The sequence below is a fragment of the Pseudomonas sp. BNK-7 genome (genome assembly GCF_048072025.1).
GTDB classification, from domain to species: Bacteria; Pseudomonadota; Gammaproteobacteria; order Pseudomonadales; family Pseudomonadaceae; genus Aquipseudomonas; species Aquipseudomonas danubii.
Window position 1 is genome coordinate 2,579,708 of record NZ_CP182252.1, and the last position, 18,144, is coordinate 2,597,851.

General features: G+C 62.8%; 16 protein-coding genes. 8 read left to right on the forward strand and 8 right to left on the reverse strand.

The window, feature by feature from the left end; all coding sequences use genetic code 11:
- Nucleotides 1-34: 34 nt before the first annotated feature.
- The 3 genes from adeC to emhA are packed head-to-tail and all read right to left on the reverse strand — an operon-like array spanning nucleotide 35 to nucleotide 5,796.
- Nucleotides 35-1,495, reverse strand: coding sequence for an AdeC/AdeK/OprM family multidrug efflux complex outer membrane factor (gene adeC, locus ACMGF8_RS12035; RefSeq protein ID WP_416759754.1), 1,461 nt, complete (start codon nucleotides 1,493-1,495; stop codon nucleotides 35-37).
- Nucleotides 1,492-4,635 (reverse strand): efflux RND transporter permease subunit, encoded by a 3,144-nt coding sequence (locus tag ACMGF8_RS12040; RefSeq protein ID WP_102861507.1) that lies wholly within the window; start codon nucleotides 4,633-4,635, stop codon nucleotides 1,492-1,494. Before ACMGF8_RS12040 ends, adeC begins: the two co-directional genes overlap by 4 nt.
- A 3-nt stretch (nucleotides 4,636-4,638) precedes the next feature.
- Complete coding sequence (emhA, locus tag ACMGF8_RS12045) at nucleotides 4,639-5,796, reverse strand: efflux RND transporter periplasmic adaptor subunit EmhA (RefSeq protein ID WP_102861508.1); 1,158 nt, start codon at nucleotides 5,794-5,796, stop codon at nucleotides 4,639-4,641.
- 265 nt (nucleotides 5,797-6,061) lie between these two features.
- Here emhA and emhR point away from each other — a divergent pair, with 265 nt between their 5' ends.
- Both emhR and ACMGF8_RS12055 read left to right on the forward strand, forming a co-directional pair.
- Nucleotides 6,062-6,694, forward strand: a complete 633-nt coding sequence (gene emhR / locus ACMGF8_RS12050) for an efflux system transcriptional repressor EmhR (protein ID WP_102861509.1) — start codon at nucleotides 6,062-6,064, stop codon at nucleotides 6,692-6,694.
- 162 nt (nucleotides 6,695-6,856) lie between these two features.
- Nucleotides 6,857-7,741: a DMT family transporter gene (locus ACMGF8_RS12055; protein WP_102861510.1), complete on the forward strand. Its 885-nt coding sequence runs from the start codon at nucleotides 6,857-6,859 to the stop codon at nucleotides 7,739-7,741.
- 64 nt (nucleotides 7,742-7,805) lie between these two features.
- Here the strand turns inward: ACMGF8_RS12055 and ACMGF8_RS12060 are convergent, their stop codons facing one another.
- The 3 genes from ACMGF8_RS12060 to ACMGF8_RS12070 are packed head-to-tail and all read right to left on the reverse strand — an operon-like array spanning nucleotide 7,806 to nucleotide 10,376.
- Nucleotides 7,806-8,855, reverse strand: a complete 1,050-nt coding sequence (locus tag ACMGF8_RS12060) for an alkene reductase (protein ID WP_102878651.1) — start codon at nucleotides 8,853-8,855, stop codon at nucleotides 7,806-7,808.
- A 33-nt stretch (nucleotides 8,856-8,888) separates the two neighbouring features.
- Nucleotides 8,889-10,055, reverse strand: a complete 1,167-nt coding sequence (locus tag ACMGF8_RS12065; RefSeq protein ID WP_102861512.1) for an MFS transporter — start codon at nucleotides 10,053-10,055, stop codon at nucleotides 8,889-8,891.
- A gap of 18 nt (nucleotides 10,056-10,073) precedes the next feature.
- Nucleotides 10,074-10,376 (reverse strand): ArsR/SmtB family transcription factor, encoded by a 303-nt coding sequence (locus ACMGF8_RS12070; protein ID WP_016965050.1) that lies wholly within the window; start codon nucleotides 10,374-10,376, stop codon nucleotides 10,074-10,076.
- Between the two features lie 153 nt (nucleotides 10,377-10,529).
- Here ACMGF8_RS12070 and ACMGF8_RS12075 point away from each other — a divergent pair, with 153 nt between their 5' ends.
- On the forward strand, nucleotides 10,530-11,111 hold the full coding sequence (locus ACMGF8_RS12075) for an ACP phosphodiesterase (protein ID WP_102861513.1): 582 nt from the start codon (nucleotides 10,530-10,532) through the stop codon (nucleotides 11,109-11,111).
- A 104-nt stretch (nucleotides 11,112-11,215) separates the two neighbouring features.
- Here the strand turns inward: ACMGF8_RS12075 and ACMGF8_RS12080 are convergent, their stop codons facing one another.
- Together ACMGF8_RS12080 and olsB are read right to left on the reverse strand one after the other, a co-directional pair.
- Nucleotides 11,216-12,010 (reverse strand): lysophospholipid acyltransferase family protein, encoded by a 795-nt coding sequence (locus tag ACMGF8_RS12080; protein WP_102861514.1) that lies wholly within the window; start codon nucleotides 12,008-12,010, stop codon nucleotides 11,216-11,218.
- On the reverse strand, nucleotides 12,010-12,765 hold the full coding sequence (gene olsB, locus ACMGF8_RS12085) for an L-ornithine N(alpha)-acyltransferase (protein WP_102861515.1): 756 nt from the start codon (nucleotides 12,763-12,765) through the stop codon (nucleotides 12,010-12,012). The genes ACMGF8_RS12080 and olsB overlap by 1 nt, the downstream gene beginning before the upstream one ends.
- Before the next feature lie 140 nt (nucleotides 12,766-12,905).
- On the opposite strand from olsB, the gene ACMGF8_RS12090 reads away from it, so the two are divergent.
- The 5 genes from ACMGF8_RS12090 (at nucleotide 12,906) to ACMGF8_RS12110 (ending at nucleotide 18,141) form a co-directional block, all read left to right on the forward strand.
- A complete protein-coding gene (locus ACMGF8_RS12090; protein ID WP_110651864.1) occupies nucleotides 12,906-13,805 on the forward strand; it encodes an acyl-CoA dehydrogenase in 900 nt (299 codons plus the stop codon).
- Nucleotides 13,806-13,958: 153 nt separating this feature from the next.
- On the forward strand, nucleotides 13,959-15,056 hold the full coding sequence (locus tag ACMGF8_RS12095) for a serine hydrolase domain-containing protein (RefSeq protein ID WP_102861517.1): 1,098 nt from the start codon (nucleotides 13,959-13,961) through the stop codon (nucleotides 15,054-15,056).
- Entirely contained in the window at nucleotides 15,053-15,382 is a 330-nt protein-coding gene (locus tag ACMGF8_RS12100) for an amidase (RefSeq protein ID WP_102861518.1), read from the forward strand. Before ACMGF8_RS12095 ends, ACMGF8_RS12100 begins: the two co-directional genes overlap by 4 nt.
- Nucleotides 15,383-15,556: 174 nt before the next feature.
- Nucleotides 15,557-16,732: a M20 aminoacylase family protein gene (locus ACMGF8_RS12105; RefSeq protein WP_102861519.1), complete on the forward strand. Its 1,176-nt coding sequence runs from the start codon at nucleotides 15,557-15,559 to the stop codon at nucleotides 16,730-16,732.
- 98 nt (nucleotides 16,733-16,830) lie between these two features.
- Nucleotides 16,831-18,141 (forward strand): MFS transporter, encoded by a 1,311-nt coding sequence (locus tag ACMGF8_RS12110; protein ID WP_102861520.1) that lies wholly within the window; start codon nucleotides 16,831-16,833, stop codon nucleotides 18,139-18,141.
- Nucleotides 18,142-18,144: the final 3 nt, after the last annotated feature.

The window sequence follows — 18,144 nt, forward strand, 5'->3', positions numbered from 1 at the left end:
GTCAGGTGGGTTTTTCATACGCACAGACTGTGCTTCAGAACAGGTGCAGCGCCGGGGCCTTCTCAGCCACTGGCTCGTTCTTCGCGGTCTGTTCGCTCCAGCCGCCGCCGAGGGCTTTGTACAGGTTGACCTCGCTGGTCAGCTGCGACAGGCGATCGGTGATCAAGGCCTGCTGGGCACTGAACAGCGAGCGCTGGGCGTCGAGGAAGGTCAGGTTGCTGTCGACCCCGATGCGATAGCGACGCTCGGCCAGGCGGTAGTAGTCCTGGTTGGCGTTGACGAAGTCACGCTGGGCCTGCAACTGCTGGTTGTAGGTCTGGCGTGCGGCCAAGCCATCGGAGACTTCCTGGAAGGCGGTCTGGATGGATTTTTCGTACTGGGCCACGGTGATGTCTTTCTGGATCTTCGAGTAGTCCAGGCTGGCCCGCAGGCTGCCGGCGTTGAAGATTGGCAGATTGATCTGCGGCTGGAACAGCCAGGTTCCCGAACCACCCTTGAACAGCCCGGAAAGGTCCGGGCTCAAGGTGCCGGCGTTGGCCGTCAGGCTGATGCTCGGGAAGAACGCCGCCCGCGCCGCGCCGATATTGGCGTTGGCTGCTTTGAGCTTGTACTCGGCTTCGAGGATGTCCGGACGCCGTTGCAGCAGTTCCGACGGCAGGCCGGCCGGCAGCTCGCTCAACAGATTGGCCGACAGCGGCTGGGCCGCCGGCAGATTGCTCGGAATCGCCGTGCCCAGCAGCAGCGTCAGGCTGTTTTCATCCTGGGCCACCTGGCGGGTGTAACGGGCCAGTTGCACCCGGGCGTTTTCCACCGAGGTTCGCGCCTGACTCAGGTCCAGTGCCGAGGCCACGCCCACTTCGTTGCTGCGGGAGGTCAGCCGGTAGCTTTCCTCGTAGGCACCGAGGGTGTCCTGGGTCAGTTTCAGCAGTTCCTTGTCGGCCTGCCAGGTCATGTAGGCATTGGCCACGCTGGCCACCAGGCTGATCTGGGTGCTGCGCCGGGCCTCTTCGCTGGAGAAGTAGGTCTGCAGGGCTTGTTCGCTCAGGCTGCGAACCCGGCCGAACAGGTCCAGCTCATAGGCGCTGACGCCCACGGTGGCCGAGTACTGGCTGGTGATCCCGGCTTCGCCGGTCTGCGACATGCGTGCTGGAGTACGCTGGCGGCTACCGCTGGCGTTGGCCGAAACCGCAGGGAACAGGTCAGCCCGCTGGATCTGGTACTGCGCGGCATAGGCATCGATGTTCAGCGCCGCGACTTTGAGGTCGCGGTTGTTTTCCAGTGCAGTCTGGATCAGCTGCTGCAACGCCGGGTCATGGAAGAACTGCCGCCAGCCCTGTTCGGCGGCCGCCACGTTGGCGGCCTCCTTGGGCGAGTAGGCAGGGCCTTGGGGGAATTGCGCCGCCACCGGCGCTTGCGGTCGCTGATAATCCGGTATCAGCGAGCAACCACTTAGCGCGATGGCGGTGATTGCCAGGGAGAGTAGCGACTTGCTCATTGGCCAGCCTCATTAGCAGTTGCAGTAGTTTCTGATTGGTCCGCTTTCCTGCGGCCCATGGACGACACAGTGACGAAGAACAATGGCACCCAGAAGATCGCCAGGATCGTCGCGGTGAGCATACCGCCAATCACCCCGGTACCGATCGCATGCTGGCTGCCCGAGCCGGCGCCGGTGGAGATGGCCAGAGGCACAACCCCGAGGACGAAGGCCAGGGAGGTCATGATGATCGGCCGCAGACGCATGCGGCAGGCTTCCACCGCCGCGTCCACCAGGGAGCGGCCCTGCTCGTGCAGTTCCTTGGCGAACTCGACGATCAGAATGGCGTTTTTCGCCGCCAGGCCGATGGTCACCAACAGCCCCACCTGGAAGTACACGTCGTTGGACAGACCCCGCAGGCTGGTGGCCATCAGTGCACCGATGATCCCCAGAGGCACCACCAGCATGACCGCGATCGGAATCGACCAGCTTTCATACAGGGCTGCCAGACACAGGAACACCATCAGCAGGGACAAGGCGTACAGCGCTGGAGCCTGGGAACCCGACAGGCGTTCCTCATAGGACAGGCCGGTCCAGGAGATGCCCACACCCGGTGGCAGCTTGGCGGCAATGGCTTCGACTTCGGCCATGGCCTCACCGGTACTGTAGCCAGGGGCTGGAGCACCGAGGACTTCCATGGCTTCCACGCCGTTGTAACGGGCCAGTTTCGGCGAACCGTAGATCCACTCGCCCTTGGCGAAGGCGGAGAACGGCACCATGGTCCCGGCGCTGTTGCGTACGTACCACTTCTTCAGGTCTTCAGGGCTCATGCGAGCACCGGCCTGACCCTGGATGTAGACCTTCTTCACCCGACCGCGGTCGATGAAGTCGTTGACGTAGCTACTGCCCAGGGCAATCGACAGGGTGTTGTTGATATCGGTGAGGGTCACGCCCAAGGCACTGGCGCGCTCGTCATCGATGGTCAACTGGTACTGCGGTTCATCGTTCAGGCCGTTCGGACGCACCTGGGACAGCACCTTGCTCTGGGCGGCCATGCCGAGGAACTGGTTGCGTGCCGCCATGAGTTTCTCGTGGCCGATACCGGCGCGGTCCTGGAGGAACACGTCGAAACCGGTGGCGTTACCCAACTCCAGTACCGCCGGAGGGGCGAAGGCGAACACCATCGCGTCACGGAAGCTGAAGAAGTGCTGCTGGGCGCGGGCCGCCAGGTTGAACACGCTGTTTTCTGCGGAGCGCTCGCCCCAGGGCTTGAGCATGATGAAGGCCATGCCCGAGCTCTGGCCGCGACCGGCGAAGTTGAAGCCGTTCACGGTGAACACCGAAGCCACGGTGTCCTTTTCCTTGTCCAGCAGGTAGGCGCGCATCTCGTCCACCACCACTTGGGTCCGTTCGGCACTGGAGCCGGCTGGGGTCTGTACCTGGGCGAACAGAACGCCCTGGTCTTCTTCCGGCAGGAACGCGGTCGGGATGCGGGTGAACAGCCAGATCATGCCCAGGACGATCAATACGTAGGCCAGCAGGTACGGGACCTTGTGGCGCAGCATGTTGCCGACGCCGCGCTCGTAGCTTTTCACGCTGCGATCGAAGGTGCGGTTGAACCAGCCGAAGAAGCCGCGCTTCTCGTGATTCTGCCCCGCAACCACAGGCTTGAGCATGGTGGCGCACAGGGCCGGGGTGAAGATCAGGGCCACCAGCACCGACAGGGCCATGGCCGACACCACGGTGATCGAGAACTGTTTGTAGATCACGCCCGTGGAGCCGCTGAAGAACGCCATCGGCAGCAGTACCGCAGACAGCACCAGGGCGATACCCACCAGGGCGCCCTGGATCTGGCCCATGGATTTCTTCGTCGCTTCCTTGGGTGACAGACCTTCCTCGTGCATCACCCGCTCGACGTTTTCCACCACGACGATGGCGTCGTCCACCAGCAAGCCGATGGCCAGCACCATACCGAACATGGTCAGGGTGTTAATGCTGAAGCCGGCCGCCGCGAGGATGCCGAAGGTCCCCAGCAGGACCACCGGCACCGTCATGGTGGTGATCACCGTGGCGCGGAAGTTCTGCAGGAACAGGAACATCACCAGGAACACCAGGACAATCGCTTCCACCAGGGTTTCAACCACACCCTTGATGGATTCGGTCACCACTGGCGTGGTGTCGTACGGGAACACCACCTTCATGCCTTGCGGGAAGAAGGGTTCCAGGTCGCTGATGGTCTTGCGCAGCGCCTTGGCGGTGTCCAGGGCGTTGGCGCCGTTGGCCAGTTTCACCGCCAGACCGGAAGCCGGCTTGCCGTTGAACTGGGCGCTGATGGCGTAGTTTTCGCCGCCCAGCGCTACATCGGCAACATCACCCAGGCGTACTTGCGAACCGTCCTTGTTGACCTTGAGCAGGATTGCCTTGAACTGCTCGGCCGTCTGCAGGCGAGTCTTGCCGATGATGGTGGCGTTCAGCTGCTGGCCGGGCAGGGCGGGCAGGCCACCGAGCTGGCCGGAGGACACCTGGACGTTCTGCGCGGCAACCGCGGTCTTCACGTCCACCGGGGTCAGGTTGAAGTTGTTCAGCTTGGCCGGGTCGAGCCAGATCCGCATGGCGTACTGGGCACCGAACACCTGGAAGTCACCCACACCCGCGGTCCGCGAGATCGGGTCCTGCATGTTCGACACGATGTAGTTTGACAGGTCGTCCTTGGACATGCTGCCGTCCTCGGAAACCACGCCGATCACCAGCAGGAAGTTCTTCACTGCCTTGGTTACGCGGATACCCTGTTGCTGCACTTCCTGCGGCAGCAGCGGGGTGGCCAGGTTGAGCTTGTTCTGTACCTGGACCTGCGCGGTGTCCGAGTTGGTGCCCTGCTCGAAGGTGGCGGTGATGGTCATGCTGCCGTCGGAGTTACTTTCCGAGGACACGTAACGCAGGTTGTCGATACCGTTGAGCTGTTGCTCGATCACCTGGACCACGGTGTCCTGCACGGTCTGTGCAGAAGCGCCTGGGTAGGTCACGGAGATCGCAATCGCCGGAGGGGCGATGCTCGGGTACTGGTTGATCGGCAATTTGAGGATCGATAGAGCCCCGACCAACATGATCACCAGGGCAATTACCCAGGCGAAAATCGGACGGTCGATAAAAAATTTCGACATGGTTTACTCCCCTTTGCCGCCTGCAGCTTTGTCAGTTGCCTGTGCAGGGGCCGGGTTCTTGGTTGCTACATTGGTCGCTTCGCTGGCCTTGACTTCAATGCCCGGCTTGACGAATTGCAGGCCTTCGGTGATCAGCCGATCACCAGCTTTCAGGCCATCTTCCACCAGCCACTGGCTACCGACGGTGCGGCTGGCCTTGAGCTGGCGCAGCTCGACCTTGTTGTCCGGGCCAACCACCAGGGCGGTCGGGGTGCCTTTCAGGTCGCGGGTCACGCCTTGTTGTGGGGCCAGGATCGCTGCACTGTTGACCCCAGCTTGCAGCTGGGCGTGGACGAACATGCCCGGCAACAGGGTGTGCTGGGGGTTGGGGAACACGGCGCGCAGGGTCACCGAACCGGTGGTTTCATCCACCGAGACTTCGGAGAACTCCAGCTTGCCGTCGAGCTTGTACTGGCTGCCGTCTTCCAGAGTCAGTTTGACCTTGGCGGCGTTGTCGCCCACTTTCTGCAGGCGACCGCTTTCCAGCTCGCGGCGCAGTTCCAGCAGCTCAACCGAGGACTGGGTGACGTCGACGTAGATCGGGTCCAACTGCTGGATCACTGCCATGGCATTGGCCTGGCCGTTGCTGACCAAGGCGCCTTCGGTTACCGAGGAGCGGCCAATGCGGCCGGTCAAGGGCGACAGCACTTTGGTGAAGCGCAGGTTGATCTGGGCACTTTGCAGGGAGGCTTCCGATTGCAGACGGTTGGCCACGGCGGTGTCGTATTCCTGGCGGCTCACGGCCTGCTCATCGACCAATTGCTTGTAGCGATCTGCAATCGACTTGGTCGATTGCAGATTGGCCTCGGCGCTCTTCAGCGTTGCCTCATAGACCGATGGGTCGATCTGATAAAGCTGCTGACCTTCCTTAACATCTCCGCCTTCTTTGAACAGGCGCTTGAGAATGATCCCGTTTACCTGTGGGCGAACTTCGGCGATGCGGAAAGCGGTGGTCCGGCCCGGGAGTTCGGAAGTCAAGGTAAAGGCTTGTGGTTGCAGGGTAACGACGCCGACCTGAGGGGCTTGAGGGGCTGGCGCCGCCTCTTCCTTTTTACATCCGCTGAGCAGCGATGCCAGGGCGACGGCAGTGACCAGAGCGGTAACAGCTGGCTTGAGTTGCATGAAGATCCTCGGGTCAGGCACGCAAGATGCGCACAAGAAAAGTGGAAGGGTAAAAAGAGTTGGCTGAGTGGATTAGTAGCTTGCTAAGGAATATACTTACGTTCATGGTTGTTTGTAAATACCCTGGCGGCGTACCCATCCGGTTACAAAAGCCCCTGTAGGTGTTGAATTGTAGGTTGGGCAAACGGCACTCGAGATGCCGTTCCATATTTATTCAGAAGGTCTTCACGCATCGCTGAAAGATCCTGATCGAGGTTTTACTGCCATGGTCCGTCGTACCAAAGAGGAAGCTCAAGAAACTCGCAGCCAGATACTCGAGGCCGCCGAAAAGGCCTTTTACGAGCGTGGCGTGGCGCGTACCACCCTGGCCGATATCGCGGCGCTGGCAGGGGTGACTCGGGGTGCCATCTATTGGCACTTCAGCAATAAGGCCGATCTGGTGCAGGCCATGCTCGACAGCCTGCGTGAACCCTTGGATGAGATGGCTGCCGCCAGTGAAAATGTAGATGAAATGGATCCGTTGGGCTGGATGCGCAAGTTGCTCATTCATTTGTTTCATCAAGTTGCCCTGGACCCGAAAACCCGACGCATTAATGAAATTCTGTTTCATAAGTGCGAATTCACCGATGAAATGTGCGACCTGCGTCGCCAGCGTCGTGCCGCCAGCCTGGACTGCAACCTGCGTATCGAGTTGGCGCTGACCAATGCAGTGAATCGTGGGCAATTGCCCGAAAATCTCGACACTATGCGAGCGGCTATCAGCATGCGGGCCTTTATCGATGGCATCCTTTATCAATGGCTGCTGGCCCCTGACAGCTTCGCTCTGCACACCGAGGCAGAGCGCTGGATCGACATCGGGCTGGACATGCTGCGCTTGAGCCCGAACCTGCGTCATTAAGACAAAATGCGTAATTGAGTCCAGTTATGTCAAGATTTACGGCGAGGGAGATTCATTACCGCGCTCGCCGGATCGCGATGGGGTGCTTTTATATACGGGCTGGCTGCATCTTGATAGATAGCGAGCTACGTATTTTGTAGTGATTTTGTTGCGGGTGTGTGAATGAGTGTGAACCCTTCACCGTTCAAAGGCGCAGAACAGCCAATCAAGGGGATCGCCCTGATTTGTCTGGCGGTTCTGCTCTTCGCCAGTCACGACACGCTGTCCAAATATCTCTCGGCCTTTTACCCCATCGTCATGGTGGTCTGGGCTCGTTACGTGGTTCATACCTTGCTGATGCTGGTGGTGTTCGTGCCTCGCAGCGGTTTTTCCGCGGTGGTACGAACCAAGCGTCCCGGCCTGCAACTGCTCCGGGCCTTGTGCCTGATCGGCACCAGCCTGCTGTTCACCACTGGCCTGCGCTATATCCCCCTGGCGGAAGCTACCGCGGTCAACTTTCTTGCGCCCTTGCTGGTCACGGCCTTGTCTGTGCCGTTCCTGGGCGAGCGGGTCAGCCGTGGGCAATGGCTGGCGGTGCTCGCGGGCTTCGTCGGGGTGCTGATCGTGGTGCGCCCTGGTGGCGTTCTCTTCACTCCGGCGATCCTGCTGCCCCTGGGGTCGGCGCTGTGCTTCGGCTTTTATCAGTTGCTCACCCGCAAGCTCAGCGGCATCGACAGCCCGACTACCAGCAACTTCCTGACCGGGATCTTCAACAGCCTGATCATGAGCGCGTTGTTGCCGTTTTTCTGGAGCACGCCAAGCTTTATTCACGGCCTGTTCATGATCGGCCTCGGCACCTGCGGCATGCTTGGCCATATGCTGCTGACCCAGGCCTTCCGTCATGCCGCGCCGGCGATGCTGGCGCCTTTCAGCTACGGACAGATACTGTTCGCTGGCCTGTATGGCTACCTGATCTTCGACCATACCCCGGACCGCTACGGCCTTATCGGGATTGCGGTGATCTGCCTGAGCGGCCTGGCGGTGGCCTGGACTCAACGCAAGCGTTAATCCTGGCACTCAAAGAAAAGCCCCGGCTCGCGAGAGTCGGGGCTTTCTATTTACAGAGGCAGGCTTACAGCGCCGGGTAGTCGATGTAGCCCACTGGGCCCTTGCCGTAGAAGGTTTCCGGATGCGCCTCATTCAAGGGCGCATCGGCCTTCAAGCGGGCAGGCAGGTCCGGGTTGGCGATGAAAGGTACACCGAACGCAACGGCGTCAGCCTTGCCGGCGGCCAGCCAGGCATTGGCACTGTCCTTGGTGAAGCGCTCGTTGGCGATGTAGGGGCCACCGAAAGCCGCTTTCAACTGCGGGCCCAGGCTGTCGGCGCCTTCTTTCTCGCGGGAGCAGATAAAGGCGATGCCGCGTTTGCCCAACTCGCGGGCTACGTAGGTGAACGTCTCTGCCAGGTTGTCGTCGCCCATGTCATGGGAGTCGGCACGGGGTGCCAGGTGCACGCCCACTCGGCCAGCGCCCCAGACCTCGATGGCGGCGTCGGTGACTTCCAGCAGCAGGCGGGCACGGTTCTCCAGAGAACCGCCGTACTGGTCGGTACGCTGGTTGGTGCTGCTTTGCAGGAACTGATCCAGCAGGTAACCGTTGGCGCCGTGGATTTCCACACCGTCGAAACCGGCGGCCTTGGCGTTTTCCGCACCGACCCGGTAAGCGTCGACGATGTCGGCGATCTCAGCGGTTTCCAGGGCTCGCGGGGTTGGGTAGTCGGCCAGTGGACGCACCAGGCTGACATGGCCCTTGGGCTGGATGGCGCTTGGCGCCACTGGCGTTTCACCGTCCAGGTAGGACGGGTGGGAAATCCGCCCCACGTGCCACAGCTGCAGGAAGATCTTGCCGCCAGCGCCGTGCACGGCCTTGGTTACATTGGCCCAGCCACGCACCTGGTCGTTGGACCAGATGCCGGGGGTGTCCGGGTAGCCCACCCCCATTGGGGTCACCGAGGTGGCCTCGCTGAGGATCAGGCCAGCGGAGGCCCGCTGCACGTAGTACTCGGCCATCAGCGCATTGGGTACGCGGCCGGCGTCGGCGCGGCAGCGGGTCAGTGGGGCCATGATGATGCGGTTGGACAGCTCGAGGTCGCCGATCTTGATCGGATCAAAGAGAGTGGTCATGGAATACAGCCTTCTATATAGGAAAGGAACGGATCAGTGGGTTGCAGCAGCCAGTTCGGCGTTGCCGCCCTGGCGAAAGGTAATCAGCGTCACCAGCAGGGCCAGGATCGCCAGGACCGCCGCCGCCAGGGGCACGCTGGTCAGGCCGAAACCGTGGGCGATGACGCTGCCGCCGACCCAGGCGCCCAGGGCGTTGCCGATGTTGAAAGCGCCGATGTTCAGGGTCGAAACCAGGTTGGGTGCGGCTTTGCCGAAGGTCACCACATTGACCTGCAAGGCCGGCACCGCAGCAAACGAAGCGGTGGCCCAGAGGAACAGAGTGATCTCGGTGGGAATCAACGCCACGCTGGTCCAGGTCAGTACGGTGGAGACCACGGCCATGGCCGCGAACACGCCGATCAGGGTGGCGCCCAGGCGCTTGTCCGCCAGCTTGCCGCCGATGATGTTGCCCAGGGTCAGGCCCAGGCCGATCAGCAGCAGGGTCCAGGTCACGCCCCGGGGCGAGACGCCGGTGACGTCGCCGAGCAGCGGCGCAACGTAGGTGAAGAGGGTGAACATCGACGCGGCGAACAGTGCGGTCATGCTCAGGGATAGCCAGATCCCCGCGCCCTTGAGGGCCGCCAGTTCCGCACCCATGTCGAGTTTTTCCTCATCGCGCTTGGCCGGCAAAAAGCGCAGCAGGCCGATCAGCGCCACCACACCGATGACCGTCACCGCCCAGAAGGTCGAACGCCAGCCGGCTGCCTGGCCCAGGGCAGTACCCAGGGGCACGCCGAGTACGTTGGCCAGGGTCAGGCCGGTGAACATCAGGGCCACGGCCGAGGCGCGCTTGTTGGCGGGCACCAGGCCGGCGGCCACCACTGAACCGATGCCGAAGAAGGCACCGTGGCACAGCGCCGTGATTACCCGGGCGAACATCAGCACGTTGTAATCACTGGCCAGTGCACACAGCAGGTTGCCGACAATGAAGATCCCCATCAGTGCTACCAGGGCTGCCTTGCGTGGCAGCCGTGCGGTGGCCAGGGCCATGAACGGCGCGCCGATGGCCACGCCCAGGGCGTAGCCGGTCACCAGCCAGCCGGCACCGGGAATCGACACCCCGAGGTCCGCCGCCACATCGGGCAAAAGCCCCATGATGACGAACTCGGTGGTGCCGATGGCGAAGGCACTCAAGGCCAGGATGATGAGTGAAAGGGGCATTGTCGGGTCCTTGTCAGATCAGAGCTGTTGGCTCATTTGCGTGAGGAACTGCTGGATGACTTCCTCGTTGCGTTTGAAAAAATGCCATTGGCCGACTTTCCGGCTGCTGATCAGGCCTGCGCGTTGCAACGTGGCGAGGTGGGCGGACACGGTCGACTGCGACAGGCCGCAGCGTTGATCGATCTGTCCGGCACAGACGCCGTGCTCATTGCTGTGAGCCTGATCGGGAAATTCGACTGTCGGGTCTTTCAGCCAGTGCAGGATTTCCCTGCGAACCGGATGTGCCAGGGCTTTTATTATTTCGTCGAGGTCGAGGGACATGGCGGTGCTCGTTTTCCATAAAACGTTGTATCGCGATGAGGCGAAATTTAAATCGTTATTTCGCGATATACCAATATGATTTTGATCTTAAATCATCACTTATCGGTATATCGGGTTATAACGATATGTTGGGCGCGGTGCTAAGCTGCGCGAATGAATTATCTCGCACATCTACACCTTGGCGGCCAGCGTCCGGGTCAATTACTCGGCAGCCTGTATGGCGATTTCGTCAAAGGCCGCCTGCAAGGGCAGTTTGCCCCCGAGGTCGAGGCGGCGATCCAGCTGCATCGGCGCATCGATACCTACACCGACAGCCATCCTCGGGTGACGGCGGCACTGTCGCGTTTCTCCCTGACCCGGCGGCGCTATGCCGGCATCGTCATCGACGTGTTCTTCGACCACTGCCTGGCCCGTGACTGGGCTCATTACGCCGATCGTCCCTTGCCGCTGTTCACCGCCGAGGTGTACCGGGTGCTGGCGGCCGAGCCGCAACTGCCGGCGCGTCTGGCGCAGATTGCGCCGTACATGGCTGCTGATGATTGGCTGGGTTCCTATCGGGATTTCGCGGTGTTGGAGCAGGTCTTGCGGGGCATTGCCCGACGCCTGTCACGGCCAGAGGAATTGACTGCAGCGATGATCGAGCTGGAGCGGCTGTATCAGCCCTTGAGCGAAGATTTCCGAGCCTTCTACCCGCAGTTGCAGGCATTCGCCGCGCAGCACACCCAGTTGCCCTGACGAACGTTCCACCGGGAGGCGCTGGCTTGCCAGCGAAGGCGCCTTCATGAGTGGCGCCAGGCTTGAAGGCCTTTTCGCCGGCAAGCCGGTTCCTACAGCGAGTTTCAGGCCGCGACCAGTTCGCCGTTGCGGCGTGGTTCGGCGGGCTGTATGACCTCACCGAACAGGGCTTTCTGTACGGCTTGCTGGGCCTGAAAGGCCAGCGCCGCACGTTCCTGGCCCTGGCAGGCAATCGGCTTGAGCACATGAATCTCCACCTGGCCCCGGTCGTTGGCAAACAGCCGCATCAGGTGCGAGAGCAGGTCGTCGTCGCCAATGAAAGGAGCCAGGGTATCGATCTGGCCATCGCGCAAGTAACGGATCGCCACCGGTTGCAGGGACACCTCGGCATCGATGGCGCTGGCCAGCAGGCGGCCGTGGAAGGTGCGCAGGGCACGGCCGTCGGTGGTGGTGCCTTCAGGAAACAGCAGCAGCGGGTGCTGCTCCTGCAGGTGTCGGGTCATCTGCTTGCGGATCAGTTGGCTGTCACCGGCCCCACGACGGATGAACAGGCTGCCGGCCTTGGCCGCCAGCCAGCCCGCCACCGGCCAGGTGCGCACCTCGGCCTTGGACAGGAACGACAGCGGTGTCAACATGCCCAGCAGTGGAATATCGGTCCAGGACACGTGATTGCTGACCCAGAGCATCGGCTGGCGAGGCAACTCGCCGTGCACCGTGACCCGAAACGGCAGGGCATTGCTCAGGCGAGCCATGAAGAACCGCGACCAGCGCTGGCGCCGAACCATGGAGTTGGCGACCCCCAGGCGTTCCAGCAAGCCGAAGATACTGGCCATGCTCAGGCCCAGCGCGACCACCAGCAGTACCCGGGCGATGCGCCCGTAGACCCGCAGCCGGCGCATCAGACCGCCGCCTTGAAGTGCCGTGCATAACGCGGGCACAACTCGTCGCGCTTGAGCAGGATGAACACGTCGGCGACCTGGAAGTCCTGGTCCCAGCAGGGTTCGCCGCAGATCTTCGCCCCCAGGCGCATGTAGGCCTTGAGCAGTGGCGGCATCTCGGCGATGACATTGGAAGGAATATCCAGGCTGGGCAGCGGGTGCTTCGGCTCGGCCCGCAGGTGTTCGGTACTCAGGTAGCGCTCGCGCAGCCGTTGCATGATGGCCTGGGCCTGGATGCCGCCGTCCTGCATGGGGATGCTGGCGCACCCCATCAGGTAGCTGTAGCCGCCCTGATTGAGCACTTCCGCCAGCTCGCCCCAGAGCACGGCGATGGTGCCGCCGTTGCGATAGGCCGGGTCGACACAGGTGCGGCCGATTTCCAGGATGGGGCCCTTGAGGTGCGCCAGGCCGTGCAGGCTGAACTCTTCCTCGCTGTAGAAGCGTCCCAGGCTGCTGGCGGCCTGATGGTCCAGCAGGCGGGTGGTGGCCACCAGACGCCCGGTGTTCAAGTCGCGTACACCGATGTGGCTGCAGTGAACATCATAGTCATCCATGTCCAGACCCCATTCCGCGCCCTTGAGCTTGGCGTTGAACTCGCCGCTGAAGACGTTGAAACGCAGGGCCTGGGCTTCTTGCAGGGCCTGGGCGCCGATCAGGCGTTCGGCTTGCAGGCGGCGTTCAGTGCCGGTGTCGCTGATGCGGGCGATCTGAGTCATCGTGAATCTCCGTGCGGGCTACCGACCCGCCTTGGGTTGCAGCCAATCGACTTTGTTGTGCAAAGTCAGGCTATGTAGCCCCGGTGTCATCGCCATGAAGCTTTGGTGATGCTTATATGACAGCCCCTGAGGATCTTCGAATGCCCTGGCAAGCCCTGCTCGAGAGCCGTGACCGACTGCCCGTCAACCCCGATCTGGCCGAGGGCTACGGGGCTTTGCTGGCCCATTTGGGCAGTGTTACGCCCTTCGAACTGGCGGTGCTCGGCGGCCGTCTGATGGAGACTCCGGGGCTGGCGTTCCTGGTGGGCTACCAGGCGGCGTTGCGCATGTTGTGGCCCAGTGCGCCGCAAAGCCTGGGGGCTATGTGCGCGACTGAGCGCCGCAGCCTGCGTCCGGCGGACATGCAGACCCGGCTGGAGGATCTGCGCCTGCAGGGGCGCAAGGATTTCGTGACCGCTGGCGATGCCGCCGACTGGCTGTTGGTGGCGGCCCGCAGCGAGGCCCCGGGTGAGCGGGCAGCCTTGCGCCTGACCGTGGTCTATGCCGGGGAGCCTGGGGTCAAGGTCCAGACCCTGCCCGCCATCGCCCTGATGCCGGAGATCAGCCACGGCTGCCTGTTGCTGGAAAACGCCGCCTGCGAACTGCTGGCCGGCGATGGCTGGGACGCCTATGTCAAACCCTTCCGCACCCTGGAGGACATCTATGTCCTGAGCGCCATGCTCGCCTGGCTGTATGGCGTGGGGCAGGACAGCGGCTGGCCGCAGCCCTTGCAGTTGCAGGTACTGGGGTTGCTTGCAGGTTGTGCCGAAGTCAGTCGGCAGAATCCCTCCTTGAGTGGCGGGCACATTCTATTGGCTGGTTTGTTCACGCAGTTCCAGGTATTGCGGCCTGAAATCGACGCCGCATTCGCCAATGGCCCCGAGCATTGGCGCAACCAATGGTCCCGTGACCAGGCCCTGCTGGACCTGGCGGCCAGCGCCCGGGAACAACGCCTGGCCAAAGCCCTGGCCTCGTTTCAGCAACGGCGTCCCCTTGCCTAGGAACCGGCTTGCCGGCGAAAGGGCCCGAGAGCCTCGCACAAGGCTCGATGACGTCTGCGCTGGCCAGCCAGCTCCAACAAACGGGGGCACTTGCAGTGAAACTGTCATCAGCCTGGACTAGGCTCGGCCACTGACGTTGTTCGAGTGTCATCCATGGCCAAGGCTCCGATTCTGCTGGCGTTACTGGTGTACCTCTGCTTGCCGGCCTGGGCCGAGGAGTGGCCGGCGCAGCAATGGAGTCGGGGGCCGACTGTCAGTGGTCCGGCGCTCAAGGCTCTGGAGGACTATGCCTTTGTGCCCAGGGACGACCAGTCCCACAAAGGCATTCGCACTGACGCCTTGCTGGTGATCCGCGATGGCCAGGTGCTTTACGAACGCTACGCCGGCGCCACCGGACCACAGACGCCCCATCTCATCTGGTCTGCCAGCAAAAGCCTGTTGGCGGTGGTGTTGGGCGTTGCCTACGGTGAAGGCCGCTTCCAGCTCCAGGACCCCGCGGCAAAATATTACCCCGCGCTGCAGCCGCATCCGGCTATCAGCCTGGAGGATTTGTTGCATTGGGCCTCGGGTCTGGATTGGCAGGAAGACTACGAATACGCCCCCCTCAATTCCTCAGTGGTGGCCATGCTCTATACCCGCGGGCATCGGGACATGGCGGCATTTGCTGCACAGCAGGCGCGCTCCACCCCACCGGGGCAGGTCTTCCGTTATTCCAGCGGCGATAGCAACCTGCTGGCGGCCAGCCTGCGGGGGATGGTCGGGGCAGACCAGTACGCGGACTATCCCTGGCGTGCCCTGTTCGAACCGCTGGGCATCACCCAGGCGGTGTGGGAACGCGACGCCGCCGGCACCTTCGTGGCGTCTTCCTACCTCTACCTGACGGCCCGCGATCTGGCCCGTGTCGGCCTGTTGATGCTGCGCGAGGGGCGCTGGCATGACCGGCAGTTGCTGCCCAGGGCCTGGGTCGAGTTCAGCCGCACGCCCTTTGCCGGCTATCGGGCCAACCAGGATGAGGCGGTGGCGGGCGGGCACTGGTGGCTCAACCGCTCGGTGGACGGTGCTCCTCAGCCCTGGCCCGATGCTCCAGCGGATACCTATGCGGCCCTGGGGCACTGGGGACAGGCGCTGTATGTCCTGCCGGCGCAGCGCCTGGTGATCGTGCGTTACGGCGACGATCGCGATGGCAGCTATCGGCACAATGAGTTGCTCAAGCGAGTCGTGGCGGCGTTTTCCAGCCAGGGGCAGCCATGAAGCGTCGGGCCTTTTTCCGCCGTCATCCGCTGCTCGGCCTGGTGTTGGTGGCGCTGCTCCTGCTGCTGGGCTGGAGCTTGCAGCACCGGGTGGCCCTGCAAGCCTTCCCGGATATCCTCGGTGCCTACACCGCCAAGGAGTACTGCTCCTGCCGTTACGTGATGCAACAACCTGCCGACTACTGCCGCGCCTATGTGCGCCAGTACCTGCCCATCAGCGGCTTTAGCGATGAGCCGCAGAGCCGACGTGTCACCGCCAGCGCCCTGGGGCGTACCCACAGCGCACTCTGGCTAGGTCCCCGGGAAGGCTGTCGCCTCGCCCCCTGATCCCTGGATCAGGCAGCGCTGCAGATTATGTGTTCCATCCAGTGGAACCACATTTGATTGTCCTGTGCTCCGGCTCGCGGTTATCTGACGCCGAGCTTCGAGCACGCTCCGGCGCCTCGTGCAACGCTCCGAAAAAAAAGAACGGGAAGCCACCCGGCCCAGAGGAGATTCGCCATGACCCGACACCAGCACATCCTTGCCTGGCTCAACGACATTGCCAGCGATCTGCGGGCCATCCGCCAGGATATTCATGCCCACCCGGAACTGGGTTTCGAAGAGCAACGCACTTCGGCGCTGGTGGCTCGCTGTCTGCAGGAGTGGGGTTATGAAGTGCACACCGGCGTCGGCCGAACCGGGGTCGTGGGTGTTCTACGCAACGGCACGGGCACGCGCACCCTGGGCCTGCGGGCGGACATGGACGCCTTGCCGATCATCGAGAACACCGGGGTTCCCTACAGCAGCCGCCATGGCGGTTGCATGCACGCCTGCGGGCATGACGGCCACACCACCATCCTGCTGGGGGCGGCGCGCTACCTGGCGGCGACCCGAGCGTTCGACGGCACCCTGAACCTGATCTTCCAGCCCGCGGAAGAGGGCCAGGGCGGTGCCGAGGCGATGCTTGCCGATGGCCTGCTGGAACGCTTCCCCTGTGATGCACTGTTCGGCCTGCACAACATGCCTGGGCTGCCGGCCGGTCACCTGGGCTTTCGCGAGGGGCCGATGATGGCGTCCCAGGACCTGCTTGAGGTGATTGTCGAAGGTGTCGGCGGTCACGGCTCCATGCCCCACCTGGCGGTGGACCCCTTGGTGGCCGCGGCCAGCATGGTCATGGCCTTGCAGACGGTGGTGGCGCGCAATATCGACGCGCAGGAAGCGGCGGTGGTGACGGTGGGGGCCTTGCAGGCGGGTGAGGCGGCCAACGTGATTCCCCAGCAGGCGTTACTGCGCCTGAGCCTCAGGGCCCTCAACGCACCGGTGCGCGAGCAGATGCTGGAGCGGGTCAAGTCGATCATCCGCACCCAGGCCGAGAGTTTTGGCTGCAGCGCCAGCATCGACCACCGCCCGGCTTATCCGGTGCTGGTCAACAGTCCTGAAGAAACCGAGTTTGCCCGGCGGGTCGGTGTCGAGCTGGTGGGGGCCGAGGCGGTCAATGGCCAAACGCCGAAGCTGATGGGCAGCGAAGACTTCGGCTGGATGCTGCAGCGCTGCCCCGGCAGCTACCTGTTCATCGGCAATGGCATAGCGCAACCGATGGTGCACAACCCGGGTTACGACTTCAACGACGACATCCTGCTCACCGGTGCGGCCTATTGGAGCGCGCTGGCGGAGAGCTGGCTCAAGCCCGTCTGAACCCTCCTGTTCCTGTAGTGCTGTGCGGCCCGGGCGTGCCATGCGTCCGGCACTTTTTCGAGCCCGCAAGAAGGCTCAAAAGTATCAAGGAACCTCCCATGAGCGTCTCGATACCTGCTGTTTCCAAGACCCGGCAAGTGGTTGCCGCCGTGGTTGGCAACGCCCTGGAATGGTACGACTTCATCGTCTATGGCTTTCTCGCCAGCTTTATCGCCCGCCAGTTTTTCCCGGCTGAAGACGAGTACACCTCGCTGCTGATGGCCCTGGCCACCTTCGGCGTGGGTTTTTTCATGCGCCCGGTGGGCGGCGTGCTGCTGGGCATGTATTCCGACCGCAAAGGCCGCAAGGCGGCGATGCTGGTGATCATCCAGCTGATGACCGTGGCCATTGCGATGATCGTCTTTGCCCCCAACTACGCGGCCATTGGCCTGGGCGCGCCGTTGCTGATCGTGGTGGCGCGGATGCTCCAGGGCTTTGCCACCGGGGGGGAATACGCCAGCGCCACGGCCTACCTGGTGGAAAGTGCCCCGGTGGACAAGAAGGGGTTGTATGGCTCCTGGCAGTTGGTAGGACAGTGCCTGGCGGTGTTCAGCGGAGCGGCAATGGCGGCGGCGGTGACCCACCTCTTTTCGCCGCAGACCCTGGATCTCTGGGGCTGGCGCCTGCCGTTCGTGATCGGCCTGCTGATCGGTCCGGTGGGACTGTGGATTCGCAAGTACATGGAGGAGCCGGAGGCCTTCATCGAGGCGCGCAAGCAGGCAGGTGGCAAGGGGCCGGGGCTGTGGCAGGTGGTGTCGGCCCATCGCCGGGCGATCCTGGTCTCCATGGGCCTGTGCTGCGGCAGCACTGTGTCTTTCTATGTGGTGCTGGTGAACATGCCGACCTTCGCCCACACCAACCTCGGCCTGCCCCTGGATCAGGTGCTGCTGGTGCAGATGTTCGCCGTGGCCCTGATGACCCTGGTGATTCCCTTTGCCGGGGCGCTGTCGGACCGCATCGGCCGGCGCCCAGTGCTGATGGCCTTCACCCTGGCGTTTTTCGTCATGGTCTATCCCTTGTATGTGTGGGTCGCCGCGGCGCCGTCCATTGAGCGCCTGCTGGTGATGCAAATGTTGCTGTGCGGTGCCATTGGCGGCTTTTTCGGTCCCGGTCCTACGGCCCTGGCCGAGCAGTTTCCCATCGAGGTGCGTTCCACCGGGGTGTCGGTGGCGTATAACGTCACGGTGATGTTGTTCGGTGGCTTTGCGCCCTTGATCGTGACCTGGCTGAGCAAGGTCATGGCCACGCCGGTGGCGCCATCCTTCTATGTCTTGCTGACCTCGATCCTCAGCCTGCTGGGTATCTACTGCATGCATGACGCGGTCAGAGACGACAAACAAGATGCCGTGACCCTGGGAGGCGAGTCTTGATCA